General features: G+C 33.7%; 15 protein-coding genes. 5 read left to right on the top strand and 10 right to left on the bottom strand.

The features are described 5' to 3' along the window. Window positions 1-28: 28 nt before the first annotated feature. The 6 genes from cobJ to wtpB all read right to left on the bottom strand — a co-directional run bounded on the left by cobJ (window position 29) and on the right by wtpB (window position 6,525). Window positions 29-787, bottom strand: a complete 759-nt coding sequence (gene cobJ / locus METIG_RS02230) for a precorrin-3B C(17)-methyltransferase (RefSeq protein ID WP_013798619.1) — start codon at window positions 785-787, stop codon at window positions 29-31. A gap of 58 nt (window positions 788-845) precedes the next feature. Continuing rightward, complete coding sequence (locus METIG_RS02225; protein ID WP_013798618.1) at window positions 846-2,015, bottom strand: methanogenesis marker 16 metalloprotein; 1,170 nt, start codon at window positions 2,013-2,015, stop codon at window positions 846-848. A gap of 164 nt (window positions 2,016-2,179) precedes the next feature. Next, the gene (locus METIG_RS02220; RefSeq protein ID WP_013798617.1) at window positions 2,180-3,094 is read right to left on the bottom strand and encodes a TIGR00269 family protein; all 915 of its coding nucleotides are present in this window, start codon (window positions 3,092-3,094) and stop codon (window positions 2,180-2,182) included. Between the two features lie 77 nt (window positions 3,095-3,171). Beyond that, window positions 3,172-4,179, bottom strand: a complete 1,008-nt coding sequence (locus METIG_RS02215; protein ID WP_013798616.1) for a tRNA lysidine(34) synthetase — start codon at window positions 4,177-4,179, stop codon at window positions 3,172-3,174. Window positions 4,180-4,739: 560 nt separating this feature from the next. Further along, window positions 4,740-5,678, bottom strand: coding sequence for an ATP-binding cassette domain-containing protein (locus tag METIG_RS02210; RefSeq protein ID WP_013798615.1), 939 nt, complete (start codon window positions 5,676-5,678; stop codon window positions 4,740-4,742). Window positions 5,679-5,772: 94 nt separating this feature from the next. Continuing rightward, window positions 5,773-6,525: a tungstate ABC transporter permease WtpB gene (gene wtpB / locus METIG_RS02205; protein ID WP_013798614.1), complete on the bottom strand. Its 753-nt coding sequence runs from the start codon at window positions 6,523-6,525 to the stop codon at window positions 5,773-5,775. 237 nt (window positions 6,526-6,762) lie between these two features. Between wtpB and METIG_RS02200 the strand changes: the two genes are divergently transcribed. The 3 genes from METIG_RS02200 to METIG_RS02190 all read left to right on the top strand — a co-directional run bounded on the left by METIG_RS02200 (window position 6,763) and on the right by METIG_RS02190 (window position 9,505). Beyond that, window positions 6,763-7,740 (top strand): methanogenesis marker 12 protein, encoded by a 978-nt coding sequence (locus METIG_RS02200; protein WP_013798613.1) that lies wholly within the window; start codon window positions 6,763-6,765, stop codon window positions 7,738-7,740. Window positions 7,741-7,866: 126 nt separating this feature from the next. Continuing rightward, window positions 7,867-8,265: a CBS domain-containing protein gene (locus METIG_RS02195; RefSeq protein ID WP_013798612.1), complete on the top strand. Its 399-nt coding sequence runs from the start codon at window positions 7,867-7,869 to the stop codon at window positions 8,263-8,265. A 328-nt stretch (window positions 8,266-8,593) separates the two neighbouring features. Continuing rightward, on the top strand, window positions 8,594-9,505 hold the full coding sequence (locus METIG_RS02190; RefSeq protein ID WP_013798611.1) for a ribose 1,5-bisphosphate isomerase: 912 nt from the start codon (window positions 8,594-8,596) through the stop codon (window positions 9,503-9,505). Window positions 9,506-9,629: 124 nt separating this feature from the next. Here the strand turns inward: METIG_RS02190 and mcrA are convergent, their stop codons facing one another. From mcrA to mcrB, 4 genes are read right to left on the bottom strand one after another with little or no spacing between them, the layout of a single operon-like run. Next, a complete protein-coding gene (gene mcrA, locus METIG_RS02185) occupies window positions 9,630-11,285 on the bottom strand; it encodes a coenzyme-B sulfoethylthiotransferase subunit alpha (protein WP_013798610.1) in 1,656 nt (551 codons plus the stop codon). Then, a complete protein-coding gene (gene mcrG, locus METIG_RS02180) occupies window positions 11,285-12,082 on the bottom strand; it encodes a coenzyme-B sulfoethylthiotransferase subunit gamma (protein WP_013798609.1) in 798 nt (265 codons plus the stop codon). Before mcrG ends, mcrA begins: the two co-directional genes overlap by 1 nt. A 44-nt stretch (window positions 12,083-12,126) precedes the next feature. After that, a complete protein-coding gene (gene mcrD, locus METIG_RS02175) occupies window positions 12,127-12,663 on the bottom strand; it encodes a methyl-coenzyme M reductase operon protein D (protein ID WP_013798608.1) in 537 nt (178 codons plus the stop codon). Between the two features lie 45 nt (window positions 12,664-12,708). Continuing rightward, window positions 12,709-14,043 (bottom strand): coenzyme-B sulfoethylthiotransferase subunit beta, encoded by a 1,335-nt coding sequence (gene mcrB, locus METIG_RS02170; RefSeq protein ID WP_013798607.1) that lies wholly within the window; start codon window positions 14,041-14,043, stop codon window positions 12,709-12,711. 554 nt (window positions 14,044-14,597) lie between these two features. Here mcrB and METIG_RS02160 point away from each other — a divergent pair. Beyond that, window positions 14,598-14,993, top strand: a complete 396-nt coding sequence (locus METIG_RS02160) for a CopG family ribbon-helix-helix protein (RefSeq protein WP_013798606.1) — start codon at window positions 14,598-14,600, stop codon at window positions 14,991-14,993. Window positions 14,994-15,437: 444 nt separating this feature from the next. Continuing rightward, window positions 15,438-16,160, top strand: a complete 723-nt coding sequence (gene cobA / locus METIG_RS02155; RefSeq protein WP_013798605.1) for a uroporphyrinogen-III C-methyltransferase — start codon at window positions 15,438-15,440, stop codon at window positions 16,158-16,160. Window positions 16,161-16,178: the final 18 nt, after the last annotated feature.

Genomic DNA, 16,178 nt, shown 5'->3' with positions numbered 1-16,178 from the left:
ACAACTATAATGGTAGTATGGAAATGCATTACTCTATCTTATATTTATTCAAATATCCCCTTGGGGTAACCATCTTTCCATCTATTATTTTTGTATTCGAATTTCCAATTATTAAAGTTGTATTCATGTCAATAAATTCCATGTATTTTTCTAAATTGTTAATTAGCTCGTTGATTGTTATTATCTTATATTCTTCATTCTTCCTACCTGCATTTTTGACAATTCCAATAATATAGTTTGTATTATTCTTTTCTGCATATCTCTTAACAATTTCTATGGTTTTTAAAAACGGTTCTTTTCTTGATTTGCTCATTGGGTTGTAGATTGCAATTACAAAATCCCCCTCTAATGCACATCTAACCCTCTTTAAAATAATGTCCAATGGAGTTAATAAATCACTCAAACTTAAAACAACAAAGTCATGGTTAAGTGGAGCCCCTAAGATTGCAGAGCATGAACTTGCAGAGGTTATGCCGGGAATTACTTCTATTTCAACATTGTAATTTTTCTTTTCATTTAACTCATAAGCAAGAGATGCCAAACCGTAAATTGTAGCATCACCGCTTGAAACCAAAGCAACATCTTTATCTTTGCTTTCTCTTAATGCATATTCTACCCTCTCAATCTCTTTTTTCATTCCAGTTGTGTATATTGGCTTGTTAAACCTCTCTACAAATTTTTTGTACCCCTTATAGCAAACTATTAAATCAACGTTCTTTAAAATCTCTTCTGCCTTTTTTGTAAGATGTTCTTCTCCTCCCGGTCCTATTCCCACAACATAAAGCATGAACATCTCTCCTTTTGAATTCATTAATGAATGAATATTTACAATAAGTATTTAAAAGTTAAATCTTGAATTCCCCTTTAATAATTCTCTCTTTTAATTCTTCAGCAAGTTTTAATGCCCTCTCTCTATCAGATTGCCTACATGTTATTGGAATGCCCAATATACTACCAAGTTTCATTTGGTATATTCCATACGGACAGCTTGTTGCACAAACTCCACATCCGAAACAATCTTCATTAGGCAACCTTCTCCCACCTAAATACTCCACCCTTCTTACTGCTTTTGTTGGACATAACTCTTCAACAATGCAAAAATCACAATTTCTACACCTATATACATTAATATGTGGTCTTAAATCAACATCTTTCCAAACCTCTGAATATTTCCCAACATCCACAATTTTCCTACCAATGACATTCGTTAATGGCAAATCAATATCTTCATCAAGTTTCTTTAAATACTCCTTATGCTTCTCATTCACCTCTATTGGAATTGCTATAGTGTTAAATACCTCTGGCCCTGTTGAGGTTATAAAGCCACCCAAATAGTAAGCATCCATATTGTGCATATCTGCAGATATCATGATGTTTGGTTTTTCCTTAGAGTATCTTGTCCCAAATCCTAATATAACACCTTCAGCTCCATTCAACAAAATTTTCTTACCAACAAGTTCCTTCTCATCCACGTGCATATTTTGTAATGGGTTTATTTCTCCACAACCTGAGAATGATGCCTCTCCTTTTCTCAAAAACTTTCTATGGAATATTGTTTTTATTGGTTCATCTCCAAAGTTTGTAACTGCAACATAATTTTTAAATGCCATTCTTGTTCCAATCATTCTTGCAGTTGGGATTTCGTCGAGAGTTATTTCTCTCTCATATATTTTTCCATCACATTCAACCTTTACCTCAACCTCTTTTCCTTTCACTAAATCCTTAAACAAAAATCCTCCTCCATAGTCACCATTATGTTCAGTTCCAAAAACAACCACATCCACACTACCAAGGTATTCGTTTGGACATGGTCCTGGGAAACCTCTAATACCATTTAAATATACTTTCTCTGCTTTTCTAAACCTGTCATTCATTGGGATGTAAAAGATTGCCATTGTTCCAGACATTATACCGCATGTTGCTGCTGTGACAATATCTATTTCGTCTATTTTATCCTCTTCATTGTTCCTTATCATCTTTTTTAACTCATCTATTGTAACTACTACTTTATCCATAGATTCACCTTTATTACTTTATGTAAGGGAAATTTACAGTCATTTGCTGATTTTTGCATGTATTTGGGAGTAATAAAAATATTTTGAGAAAGATAAGATTGATTAATTCTCAAATAAAGCATAAATATCGTTTAATTTTTCATTTTAACTATTTATAGTGAGGACTATGCTTTAAGTCCCAACTTTTCCATCCATAAGCAAACCTTGCAGATATCCCCTGATGCTGGTTCTCCGCAAATCTTACAGGTTTTTACTTCCATTTTAATACCCAAGTGCTTAATTAATTTTTCAAAACCACTTACAATTGAATGCATTGTTCCTGGATGACTGTCTTCAAGTTTATCTATAATCTCACTTATCTCTGCCCTATATGAGATTGATGAGTATGGGCAGGGTTCTTTTTGATACTTTAGTCCAACTAAATCAGCATACAATTGAACTTCTTCCTCTGGGACATATTTTAGAGGTCTTATCCTCTTCACCAAAAGCGGATGTTCCACATCTTTACCTAATCTAACAAGTTTTTCTATGGCTCCATCTATATAGTTCATCATTACTGCTTGAGCCATGTCATCCAAGTTGTGTCCTATGGCTAAATAATTACATCCCTCTTTCAATGCCACCCTATTTAATAATTTCCTCCTCATTACACCACAAAAGGAACATGGGTTTAAAGTTAGGTTTTTTTCTCTTGCAATTTTCACAATATCATCAAGACTAACTCCAATTTCCTCCTCAAGTGGGATGATTTTATATTTTATACCATATTCCTCACAAAACTCCACGACAAATTTTCTCGCTACTTTTCTAAATCCCTTTATACCCTCATCCACAAAAAATACAATAATTTCTGAATTTGGAATTGGCTTAAAGAATTTATTTAGTATGTATGTCATAACCACACTATCCTTTCCTCCACTCAACCCAACGCCTATCTTCATATTGTTTCTTATAATATTTCTGCCAAGAACCTTCCTAACTTTTCTCTCAACATCCTTTATAAAACATTCTTTGCATAAATATAAGCCAGAGTATTTTTGGTGGTATATTGCTTCTTTTCCACATTTACTGCATTTCATTCTGCTCTACCTCGTATTTTATTTTTGATTTTTGTTGTTATTTTTTATTTATTCTATTTTTTGTTCTATTTTTTTATTTATTCGTCAATTACTTCGTTTTCTTTTTCTTCACTCTTTTTCATTTTGTTTTCTGATTTTATTGCAGCACTTACAACCATTTCCCTAACATTCTTAACTTCTTTTTCAAGGAGGCTGAGGACTTCATGCGCCCTTCTTCTAATATTATCTCCTCTGTTCCTACTGTAAGGACATTCATCTTTGTCTCTATAGTATTCAATGCCACATTCATTAAGTGCTTTTATAATGCTCTTTTCAGAAACTGGGAGGAGGGGCCTGATAATGGTGCATGGTTTTAAGGTTATTTTAAAGTACTTATAATCAACGACGTTCTCATAGAATTGTTTTATTGGTTTAAGTGCCTTTATAGCACACCCTTTAAGAATATTTGCCAATACGGTATCTGAGTTGTCCTCTAAAGTATGCCCAAATGCAATTTTGACGTCTCTCCCTTCTTTTTCTTTTAAACTATCTGCATACTTTGTTAATAAGTGCCTCCTTATAATTGAGCAAGAGAAGCATGGGGAATATTCAATCCCATTGTCATTTTCTGATAATATTCTTGATAACTCAACAACGTTCTTATCACATTTCAAAACCTTGTGTGGGATATTTAATTTTTTGCAGTGGTCTTTTATGAGTTTCATTCCCTCCCTATCCTCACTCCAAGGCCTAATCCCATCTACGTTTAAATCAACTGTAATTGCATGAATATCTATCCCGTACTTCCTCCTGTATGGCTCTAACAAGTGTAGTAACATTAAGCTATCCTTTCCTCCACTTAACCCAACTACAATAATGTCTCTTGGGTTTATTATTTTGTTTCTAATTATGAATCTCCCAACTTTTTTTGAAACTTCTTCGTAAGTTCTTGAATATATCACAGGAATGCCAAATTCTTCCTCTATCTTGTTCATTTTTTCTCTTGATAATCTCGCCTCTCTTTTATTACAAACTAAAATTTTGTCCTCTCTTATTGTTAAATAAGATGGATTAGCATACCTTTTTAATTGTTTTATATCTATCAAAAATATCCCTCCTATTTAGGTGTTTAAGACAGAATTCAATACATAATTGGAATTCAAAAAATGTGTGTTGTGTTTAGAATTAGCAAATAAATTACAAATTTTAGAAAAAATGTATGGCTATGTTTCGTGCGTTATATGGCAAAACCTTGTTTTGCCATTTAATTTGTCATCGAACCGAAGGTTCGAGCAGCGTCCACTGCAACCTTCGGTTGCAGGGAAGTTGAATAACGTAGTTATTCAACTAAATCTTTGATTTTGCCCAATTTATTTACATAGCATTTACTTAACAATGTTAACATTATTATTAACATTATTAGTTTATATACTTTTTGCCTTGGGACCTTAATATTCCATCACATATTTAAATATTTATTAATATAAATATAAACTTTATCCATTTCCTCAATGTTGTAAGCCTGAGGAATTGACAGCAAGTGCAGAAGAGCAAAACAGGGGTGCGATGAGATTAGTAGAGTTATTGAAAAAGCTACTGAAATATCAGAAAATGTCAAAAAAATTGCTGATAGATTTAGAACATAAACTCCAAAATTCTTACTTTTCTATTTTCCAACTAAATATATTTTATTTTCAAATTTAACACCAACCCTATCCCCTATATTTAAATTATTTAAATCAATATCTTCTTTATCTTCTTTTAAAATACATCTTAAAATATTTCCCTCAAAATCAACCATAACTTTTTTATAAAACCCACAATCTATGATATTGACTATTTTCCCCTTACTTCCCCTACAAATTACAACATCTTCCGGAGCTATTGCGAACTTTTCTCCATTTATTTTAACAATATTATAACCCAAAAATTTAGCAACTCTTTCGTTTTTTGGTTTTTTAAATATCTCCCTATCCCCAACTTCCACAAGCTTTCCATCCATGAAGATTGCTATTTTTTCTCCAAGTGTTTTTGCCTCAACGAAATCGTGAGTTATGTGAATTATTGGGAGAATTTCTCCAACCCTCTTTAATTCACCAATGATTTTTTCTTTATTGTTCATATCAAGTGCAGATGTTGGTTCGTCAAGTAAAAGTAAATTTGGTTCTAAGACTAATGCCCTTGCTAATGCAACCCTCTGCTGCTCTCCTCCACTTAATGTTGTGGGTTTTCTGTTTAGGAGATGTTTTATATTTAAAAACTCGGCAATTTCTTCAACTTTTTTATCTATTTTTGGTTTTGGATAACCCCTAATCCTCAGACCATAGGCAATATTTTTATAGACATTCATGTTTGGAAATAAAGCATAGTTTTGAGGAACATAACCAAAATTCCTCTTTTCAGGGGGGAGATTTGTTATGTCCTCCCCATTAAAGTATATCTTCCCACTATCAACCTTCAAAATCCCGGCTATGCATTTTAATAGGACTGATTTTCCAGCACCACTTGGCCCTAAGATAATGCAGTATTCTTTGTTAATTTCCAAATTTATATTTTTTAATTGAAATTCCTTCCAAATTTTTGATAAATTCTCTATTCTTAGCAATATCTTTCCCTCCTAACTACCCTAAGCATATTTAATAAATTTTTTCACCAAATTTTTGGTAATTTACTTTTTCTCCTAAATTTTGCTTTTAAAATCATTTTCTTTTCCTAACTAATCTAAGTAATGCAAAAATCATAATACTAACTAAAATCATAATCACTGCAATAGGTTTTGAAGCACTTAATCCAAAATTATTAAATCTTTCCAATATCAAAACCGGCATTGTTTTTGGGAAATATGCAACTATTAAGATTGCTCCGACCTCACTAATCCCTCTCGCAAATGTTAATATGCTTCCAGATATAATGTTGTTGTATATTAGAGGGAGAGATATATTAAAGAATGTCCTCATTTGAGATGCTCCCAATGTCCTCGAAACATGCTCAAGTTCTTCATCAACCATCAAAAATCCGTCTCTTGCACTATTCACCATAAAAGGCACACCAACAAATAACATAACAACCACAATTCCCCAGAAATTATCAACAATATACGCCCCAAAATTATTAAAGATGCCTATAGGATTATTATAAAAGAAAGATAAAATCATAATCCCCACAACAGAATGAGGTATTGCCATTGGCAAATCCACAATTGCCTCAACAAAGTCCTTCCCTCTAAAATCATACCTCGCCAATAGATAGCCGAGTGGGATACCAAAAAATAACGCTATAATGGTTGCTGTTGATGCAGCATATAAACTTACAAGTAATGAATCAATAACTTCCTTGTCCATCAACGCTCCTTTAACATCCCCTGGATTTAAGAGCATATTTATTACAGGCAAGATAATGAATAAAACCAACATCAGTGAGATAATAAAGAGTGAGATATAAAATATCCTCATCCTATCACCAAAAATTATGCCAAGAATTTTATCTTTGACTATTAGTTGTTCGCCTTACAAATGCACTAAATCCCCATTAAATTATAAGGGACAATTAACTATTATTTGGAATGTTAATGGCAAAACAAAGTTTTGCCGTTATAATAAAACACTAACATTATCACCAAAGTTAATTGAATTACATGAAATATATAAAAGTTATGTTCATCAAATTGAATTACATCAGTTGGTGGAAACATGATAACAGTAGGAATTGACCATGGAACCTCTGGAATTACAACATGTATAAAAGATGGGAATGAGAAGATTATTTTTAAATTAAGGAGAACAGAGCTCAAAAACAAATCATACATTGAAGAATTGAAAAAACACGTTGATTTAGAGGATATTGATTTAATGGCAGTTACATACTCAATGGGTGATGGTATAAACAAAATCCTGCCAATAGAAAAAGTGAAAAATAGGGGAGTTGTGAATATTGAAGGTGTTGGAGAGAAGGTTGGGGGAGGAACTAAGGTTTATGATGAAATAAAAAATGCAAATATTCCAGCAGTTGTTATTCCTGGCTTGCATAGGGGAATAGAATGCATGGATGAGAGGTTTAGGGCATTGTATTCTCACATTGCCTCGCCAGAAAAAATATCCATTGCCTATAATGCATACAAAACCTTTGGATTTGAGGATTTTATACTCTCTGATATTTCATCAAACACCGTAACCTTGCTTATAAAAGATGGGAAAATTTTTGGAGGTTTTGATGCCTGCATTGGGGCAATAGGTATGTTGCATGGTCCATTAGATTTGGAGTTGATTAGAAAAATAGATAGTGGAGAAATCACCGCAAATGAGGCATTCTCAAAAGCAGGGGCTGTAAAGATAGCAAAATTATATAAAGGGGTTGAAGATACAAAGATGGCAATAATAAACAACTATTTCAACGACAAAAACTGTAAGTTGGCAGTAGATTCATTAGTATTAAGCGTGGCTATGGAGATAAATTCACTAATGTTTTTAAATAAGAGCAAAAATGTTGTTTTGGCAGGTTCCATAGGAACATTAAAACACCCAATAAACATTCCAAAGATGATTAAAGAATATGTTGATGGAAATATTTTCGTCTTGAGCGGAGAGAGTGGGGCAGTAGGGAGTGCAATGATAGCAGAAGATATTTTGAAAGGTAAGAGAGATATTTTAGGGATAGAAGTTGAGTTTTAATATAAAAATCACAACAATATTAATTCTCTTTAATAACAACTCTTTTTTTATTTTAATTAGGAAGTTATATATAGTATTGTGAAAAAAAAATAGTTATGTCCTTTAATTTATTGTGAGGTGGGAAGAATGCTTTCTAAATACTTAGTTAGAGACATAATGAAGAGGGGAATTGTTGAAGTATCTTTAAATGATAAAATATCCGACATTGTCAAAAAAATGGCTGAAAATGACATTTCATCAGTTGTAGTTTCAGATAACCAAGCATTTTGGGGAATTATTACCGATACTGACATATTGAAACACTATCATGAGAACTTAGATACTTTAAAAGCTGAAGATATAATGAACTCAAAAATCATTGCAATAAGTCCTGAAGCACCACTCGAAAAAGCAGTAGAAGTTATGATAGAAAACAACATCCATCATTTGTATGTCCGTTCTGAACTTGATGATAAAATTGTTGGTGTAATAAGTTCAAAAGATATTGTAAAATTAATGGGGTCTGTCCAACGTGAACAATCATAGACATAATGTCCACGTTGGACTTGGATGTCATCAGCCTCAGTTCCCTCTGGGTTCATCGGGAACATATCATCGGTCTCTATCCCTGTCGCGGGGACCCCAACTCCGCCCATAAGATTTAGAACTCTGATAAAGTCCGCCTCCTTAGGTCTCCAGTATCCACCTTCATCAGAGGCATCATCCTTATATTTATATGTATATTAACTCATATATAAAAATTTCGAAAACGAAAATACATTAATGTCTACATTCGTCAATGAAAAATTAAACAGTTTCAAATGGCAAAATTGATAAATAAATAGATTTTTTTAAATTTTAATTGGTGAAGAAAATGGATATCATAAAAGAAACTTACGAAAAAATAAAAAACATGGAAGTTAGGGGAGCGGGGAGGATAGCAAGAGCAGCGGCAAATGCGTTAAAGGAATATGCAGAAACTATAATGCATTTGGATGATGAAGAATTTAAAAAGAAAATCCTTGAAGCTGGGGAGTTATTGAGGTCTGCAAGACCTACTGCCGTATCATTACCAAATGCAGTTAAATATGTTTTAAATGGATTAAAGGATGAAAACCCAAAAGAATCAGTTATAAAAAAGGCAGAAGAATTTATAATCTCCTCAAAAAATGCCACAAAAAATATTGGTAAGATTGGGGCTAAGAGAATAAGAGATGGATACACAATCTTAACGCACTGCAATTCAGAGGCGGCAATTGAAGTTATAAAAACAGCGTATCATGAGGGGAAAGATATTAAAGTTTTCTGCACTGAAACAAGGCCAAGAAATCAAGGTTATTTAACAGCAAAAGCACTCTGCGATGAGGGGATTGATGTAACATTAATAGTAGATTCTGCGGTTAGATATTTTATAAAAGAAGTAGATATTGTTGTTGTGGGGGCAGATGCAATAACTGCCAATGGATGCCTTGTCAATAAAATAGGAACATCCCAAATTGCCTTAATAGCACATGAAGCAAGAATTCCATTTTTAACCGCTGCTGAAACCTACAAGTTCCATCCAAAAACAATTGTTGGAGAATTAATAGAAATTGAAGAGAGAAATCCAGAGGAAGTCGTTGAATTTGAGGGAAAATATAAAAAAATAAAAATAAGAAATCCTGCTTTTGATGTTACTCCCTCCCAATACATCGATGCAATTATTACTGAAATCGGTTTAATCCCTCCGCAGGGAGCATGGTATATAATTGAAAAGTATTTTGGATGGATTGAGCATGAACAGTAAAATTAATAAGGTAAAAAGAAAATTATAGGAAAATCTAGAACTTACTAATAAATTCGAAAAAATCATTGATTACCTAAATAATAAATAATCCAAAAAATTAAAAACTATTTTAAAGAAAATTATTTTAATGGGCAGGAATAATTAAATCCCTCTCTCCTGCTGGCTCAAACTCCCTCAATGCTCCTTTTGCTATGCATTTTCTTGGCCATTTGAAGTCAAAGACAAGATGCTTATCTGCAAACGCTACCTTAATTAATGGGTTGAAACAGAAAGCATCTCCCCTTGCCGCGTGTGGTGCCTGAGCAATTCCTGCATATTCTGGTTGGTGTCCGACGTTCATTGCATAGTTTGGATAGTTGGGCCCCCTTGCCTCATGCAACAGACCTTCATCGCTCCTAATTGATAATGAATTAGCAGCACCACATTGATCTTGCAAATCATATCCATAGAATCCTAATCTGCTGTGGTATTCCTTATGTAAGATTTGGCTTAAATACCATCCATTAATTCCAGCGTTTGAATTTCCTGTTGCAAATGCAACTGAACATCCTGCTGCTGCAGCGGTAACTGCTGCTCTTTGAGAACCTCCAAAGTGATCTTCCAACAATGCAGGGTATTCATCATACTGCTCTAAACCATATAACGTTACTTCTGTTGCAATATCCCTCACAACATCCATTGTTGGTTTTGTTCCACATAAACCATATTTTTTCTCAACATAATCCAATCCATAGTACACAAAATCATCTAAGATATCATCTGTATATGTTGCACTTGCATATTGGGTAAATCCTACTCCTCCTGACATATAACTTCCTAACCAAACTTGATCGTAGAATGTTGCCGCTGCTCCAATAACCTCTAAGGTTATCTCTGCTGGGTCATTACTTACCCTTGAAGTTTGGATAATATCTGCAAATATACCAAATGGAACTCCACCAGGTTCGTTTGGACCTCTTGCTCTTCTTGCAGGCAGTAAAGTACCCATTTGGATAACATCAGCGTGTTTTGCAGCGTAGGAGAAGTCAGCAATTGCTGCCTCCCCAGCACAGAGTTTGTATGCTGTAATGAATGACATACCAATTTGCATTGCAGACCATCTTGCAACTGTTGCTCCATCACAACATCTAACAACGAGTGTTGGAACCCTACTTACTTGGTATGTCCTATTTCCAATGTACCTCTTTAGCATTTCTGCCTGTTCTTCTGGAAACTCTTTATTTATATCGATTAAAAACCTCTTATCAATCTCATCTGCTAATTCATCATTTCCAGTGAATATCTTTGCATAACAATCCCAAACTAATCCCGGATGAACTTCAACCATGTGCTCTTGGACAACTGCCCCTCCAGGCAATGCGTGGTTGATGGTTTCCATGTATTCGTTGATTGTTTCAGGCGTAACTTCTACCCCTAACCTCTTCTCTAAAACTGCATGCGCAGTATCCATACCAACGATAACAGTTCTTTTAATATCATCAACAAGTTGCTGAATTGCAGCGTTGTTGCAGAAGTGTAAATCATCCCCCTCTACAAATGCATCAGTTCCAGATATTTTGTAGGTCATTAATTTTCTCTGCCCTAATGGGACTCCAATGTCTGGATTATATCCAGGAATTCCTCTTTCCTTTGCTATTTTTTGTGCATATTCGTAGAATTCTCTTTTTCTTGCTGATTGCTTCCATCCTCCAAATACGTAGAACTTTGTGTATTTTTCTTTTGGATCCTCTTCAAATTTCTCCCTCAATGCTTTTAGGAATAGTTTCTTTTCAGCATCCATTACTTTTCACCCAATCTTCTTTTTAAATCCTTTTTAAATACATTTAACCCAAATCCACCCTCAGTCCTTGCGATATGAATTATCTCAACAACTTCTAATGCCTCTTTGTCTTCTCTCATTCCAATGTTGTCTTTTCTGTAAATTGTGGTAATTTTTGCCAAATATTCTTGTGGGAGGGGTTCTCCAACATCTACAGGCTCATCTAACGGTCTTCCAACTTGGTCTTTTACATAAATAACATGTCCTGTTTTTTCATCGTAGATGTATCTCTGCAATCCATCAAACATAAGACCATTCTCGTCTAATCTCAATGAGTGTCCGTGAACTGTTGCACCTCTCATACCACATGTTGCAGGGTCAAAAATTTCTGTTTCAACAAGCCATTTTGAAATTCTCTCCAAGTCAAGTTCCCTAATCTCAATAACCTGCCTTCCTGATAGAGTTCCAGTATCAACCCCTCTAAATCTCCACATGTATGTCCTTGCTCTGTCATAAGGTTGAGCTGGAGCGTTATACATTGAATCGGCAAATTGGATGTATCTAACTCTAATACCTTCTTTTGCCCCTGGAATTGGCTCTACAATTTCTTTTATAACATCCTCTTCAAAGTCCATTTCTTCTAATGGTGGGTGAACAGTTTTGTAGCTTTCTCCTGGGTTTCTATGTCCTAAAACCCTAACTAAATCGTCATCTGAAATTTCTCTCAGCTTCTTTAACTCGTAATTTGGATTCATGTGCTTTCTTCTATTTTCTGCTATTAATGTTTCTCCTGGGTAAAATTGAGGCTTGTATGCCATAAAATCACCTCATTAAGTTAAGTGCTTTTTGATTTACTGACATATTACTCCTCTTTACTGCTTTTTTCCTCATCTTCTTTTTCTTCTTTTGGAATTATTTTGACAGCAGATTCAAATTTACTTCTTGGGTCAGTAATTCCAATTAACCTTTTATCCACTTCATTGACAAATCTCTCTCCATATTTTAGATAGTCAGTTACTGTTGGTCTTACTTTTGTAAATGCCCCAACATAAATGTCATATCCATAAGGAAAGTTCTCTTTGCAAATTTTATGTAATTTTTTCTCTATTTCCATTGCCTTTTCAAAAGGAACAGTAACAATAATCTCTCCAACTTTAACAGTTAGCTCTACTTCCTCGCCTTTAATTTTGATAACTTTCCTATCTGAGTGGTTTACTGGCATTCCTCTTGCAGGGCCATAGTAAACATACTTTGGCAAAGAAGGGCCGTGAACAATAACCCTAATTATATCATCACCCAAATCATAGATGGCATTCAATACTTTTTCAGAAGTTTCAGGTTTTAGGTATCTGTGTGGGAAGATTTTGATGTCAACAACTTCGATTCCATTTTCTTCCATAATTTCACCATTTTAAAAATTATAAAAAGTGAATTGATATATTTCTTAAATTTTGTCTTTAACTTCTCTTGCCCCTATTGCAACATGCTTCAATGGCTCTCTTAAGTAATCAATAGCACTATAAACTGTCCCCACCAATGCTGATGTTCTTTCAACAGAGAACATCTGGGTTCCTGCATCTAAACACATTGCAGCAGCGGCACATGGGATAGCAAACCCTTTACTGTGTCTTGTAACAACATGATTTCCGTGGAATGTTCCTGGTCCTCCTCCACCATAGATGGAGTGGCTGAAGAAACTGAATCCAACTCCAGTTCCCTCTGCTCTACCAAAGTCAACTCCTGGCAATCCTGTTTCATATTCAAGGATGTCATTGTAATAAAGAACGGTTGAAGCCACTCCCTGTGCGGCTCTTGAAGCCCCAATGTTTACCATTACTGCTGCTACAAGCCCTGCTGCTGCGTAGGCATTCCACAATGCCCAATCTACTGGCTCATAAACAGTAAATCCTGAAGGCATTGTTTTCATTGGCCTAATTACTTTATCTTCCAAAGCCCTTTCAACTACTGATGCAACAACAGTCCCTACTGTTCCATTTTTACCATTTTCCTTGACAATTTCATAAACAAGGTTATTTGCGTTCAATCCTTGGAATGCCAAACCAAGTAAGTGCAATCTCTCAAATGCCCCTACTGCATCACCTGTTTCAAACATTGCTGTTTGTTCTAAAATTGATGACAAAGCAACTGCATTCAGTGTCTTTTTCCTTGTAATTGCTACAATGTGGTTTGCCATGATGTTCCTCAACCCATAGCCCAATCCTTCAAGCATAACTGGTGGTCCAAGCAATGCTGCAATGTTTGCTCCATGGAAATCAACCGTCTGCGGATACCTTCCCAAAACTGCTGTTTTAACAACAGGGGCGTCAAACATATTTACATCAAATGTATCGATTATTGCTTGGATTACTGCTGCTCCTGTGACTAAGGTGGATACTGTATAATCTGCAGCCATCTTCAATCTTTTTGAAGGGAGTTGAACTAGCATTTGATTTCCTTTGTTGATTAATTTGACGTTTGTATCATCCCCATCCTGAATTTGAACTAATTTTTTTACTTTTTCTGCAATAATTTCAGCATTTTCTACTATTGGCAAATCAATTTCTCTCCCTGGACAAAAACATGCTTTACCTCCAACTGCTCCAGTTTTTAATGCATTCTGAATCCCAGAGAGGTTTACAGCAACAGATCTCTTAACATCATTGATTATTTTCTCAATTGTCGGATTGATCATTGGACTTATCGCTTCCAATGGTACATTTTCCTCCAACAATTTCCCTCTTTCATCATACAAATCTATTCTATCTTCATATATTACCATAACAACACCTTAAATTTTATTATTAATTGAACATTTTATAAAAATTTGTAATAAATATATAATAACTTTTTAAGAATAGTATGATTTTTGGTATATAAAATTTTTCATTTATTTACGGATAGTAAAATAAAAATACTTATATAGATGATAAGTTAATAATTTCTACTAAAAAAATAATAAAAAAATAAAAAAATATATGTCATCGGTGAGCCTATGGAAGCAGTGTAAATAGAGACAACAACTCCGCAATATGGCTATAGTGTAGGAGTGGTTCCTATGGTATATGTGGCTTTGTGTAAAGCCCCTCCCACCACAATATAATTAATGTCATCATATATAATACTTTCTATTTGTTTGGTAATATTTTAGATGACAAAATTTTATAATATTAATACCATCACATTAGGAATAGTCCAAATGATATTTAATAACAATATTTTTATATGGGATAATACTAAAAATAAGAGCGCATGTCTTAATACTTTTGGTTATTTAATTATTATCAATCGTTTGTTGTTAGTAGTAGAGGTATTATTAATTGGTGGTTTTTCATGATGGAAAGAATAACTATGACTATTCAAAGAGACCTTTTAAAAGAATTGGAAGGTATCACAAAAGAACTAAACAAATCAAGATCTGAAGTTATTAGGGAAGCTTTGGTGGATTATGTAAAAAAATACAACTGGCTTCACAGAATAGAATCAAAAGCAGGAGATATAACTCTAATATATCACCCAAAAGTATATAAGCAGATATTAGAAATTGAAAAAAATTATAAAGATGTTGTTTTAGTTTCTTTTCAATCTATTGTAAATGATGAACTTTTGAGAGTTATTGTCGTTAAAGGTTCAAAGGAAAGGATAATTGAACTAACTGAAAAGTTAAAAAGTTTGAATGACGTAAAATATGCAAAATTAACAACAATAGGAATTCCAGACATTAATTTTTAGATACAAAATATTAAATTATATTATTTGAACTCTTTTTTGTGTATGGGTAACAAACACTTATAAAACAAAATAAGATTTGCAGAGGACATATTTTACCTAAAATTTAAATTTGTGACATTTCATAACCATTTAATTAAGTTTAAAGATGGATCTAAAACATAATTTCAGAACAGTTAATAATCAAAACAAGAATATAGTCGTGTGCGTTAGATTTGGAATATAACTACAATTAAATTTTTAAGGATTATATAAGTTTATTTTCAAATTTTAAGAAAAGATACTGCTATTTGAAATTTATTGGTATATAAATGAGTTAAAAAATTAATGGCAAAACCCTGGGGGTTTTGCCGTATAATTCCGCATACGACTATAATGGGACAATATAAATATTATAAACTCAAAAATATTTTAATCGTGTTTAAAATTAAAAATGAAGGTGGATATATGAAGGTTATTCTTGTCGGTGCGGGACCAGGAGATGAGGAACTAATAACTTTAAAGGGCCTAAAGGCAATACAAAACGCAGATGTTATAGTTTATGATGATTTAGTTGGAAAGGGACTTTTGAAGTACGCAAAAGAAAGTGCTGAGTTGATATACGTTGGTAAGAGAAAAGGAAAACACTCTCATAAACAGGAAGAAATTAATAAGATACTTGTAGAAAAAGCAAAAGAAGGAAAAATTGTTGTTAGATTAAAAGGTGGGGATCCATTTGTTTTTGGAAGGGGAGGAGAAGAGATTTTAGAATTAAAAAAACATGATATACCTTATGAGGTAATTCCTGGCATAACATCAGCGATAGCAGTTCCAGAAGTTGCTGGAATCCCAGTTACTCATAGAAAGGTAGCAACATCATTTACAGTAGTTACTGGACATGAGGCAGAGGATAAAGAACACCAACAGGTTAAGTTGAGTGAGTTAAATGCAGACACCATAATAATCCTTATGGGTATAACGAACCTTGAAAAACACGTAAAAGAATTATTAAAAAACCCAAAAAGAAATGAGAACACACCAGTAGCTATAATAACAGACGGAACAACAGAAAAACAGAAAGTAGTAAAAGGTACTTTAGGCAATATTGTTGAAAAAGCAAAAGAACATGACATAAAGCCCCCTGGAGTTATTGTTGTTGGAGAAGTTGTTAATGTTTTGGATAAATTTTAAAGCATTCCTGCTGATTTT

It is taken from the genome of Methanotorris igneus Kol 5 (assembly GCF_000214415.1).
GTDB classification, from domain to species: Archaea; AGJL01; Methanococci; order Methanococcales; family Methanococcaceae; genus Methanotorris; species Methanotorris igneus.
Note: the sequence above shows the minus strand (reverse complement) of the source record. Positions and strands in the feature narration are given on the sequence as shown.

What these genes read in the sequence shown, in the direction of transcription:
- cobJ (WP_013798619.1), bottom strand. Translation starts at nt 787, where the DNA reads ATGCTTTATGTTGTGGGAATAGGACCGGGAGGAGAAGAACATCTTACA.
- mcrB (WP_013798607.1), bottom strand. Translation starts at nt 14,043, where the DNA reads ATGGTAATATATGAAGATAGAATAGATTTGTATGATGAAAGAGGGAAA.
- mcrG (WP_013798609.1), bottom strand. Translation starts at nt 12,082, where the DNA reads ATGGCATACAAGCCTCAATTTTACCCAGGAGAAACATTAATAGCAGAA.
- METIG_RS02225 (WP_013798618.1), bottom strand. Translation starts at nt 2,015, where the DNA reads ATGGATAAAGTAGTAGTTACAATAGATGAGTTAAAAAAGATGATAAGG.
- mcrD (WP_013798608.1), bottom strand. Translation starts at nt 12,663, where the DNA reads ATGGAAGAAAATGGAATCGAAGTTGTTGACATCAAAATCTTCCCACAC.
- mcrA (WP_013798610.1), bottom strand. Translation starts at nt 11,285, where the DNA reads ATGGATGCTGAAAAGAAACTATTCCTAAAAGCATTGAGGGAGAAATTT.
- METIG_RS02200 (WP_013798613.1), top strand. Translation starts at nt 6,763, where the DNA reads ATGATAACAGTAGGAATTGACCATGGAACCTCTGGAATTACAACATGT.
- METIG_RS02220 (WP_013798617.1), bottom strand. Translation starts at nt 3,094, where the DNA reads ATGAAATGCAGTAAATGTGGAAAAGAAGCAATATACCACCAAAAATAC.
- METIG_RS02160 (WP_013798606.1), top strand. Translation starts at nt 14,598, where the DNA reads ATGGAAAGAATAACTATGACTATTCAAAGAGACCTTTTAAAAGAATTG.
- METIG_RS02190 (WP_013798611.1), top strand. Translation starts at nt 8,594, where the DNA reads ATGGATATCATAAAAGAAACTTACGAAAAAATAAAAAACATGGAAGTT.
- cobA (WP_013798605.1), top strand. Translation starts at nt 15,438, where the DNA reads ATGAAGGTTATTCTTGTCGGTGCGGGACCAGGAGATGAGGAACTAATA.
- wtpB (WP_013798614.1), bottom strand. Translation starts at nt 6,525, where the DNA reads ATGAGGATATTTTATATCTCACTCTTTATTATCTCACTGATGTTGGTT.
- METIG_RS02195 (WP_013798612.1), top strand. Translation starts at nt 7,867, where the DNA reads ATGCTTTCTAAATACTTAGTTAGAGACATAATGAAGAGGGGAATTGTT.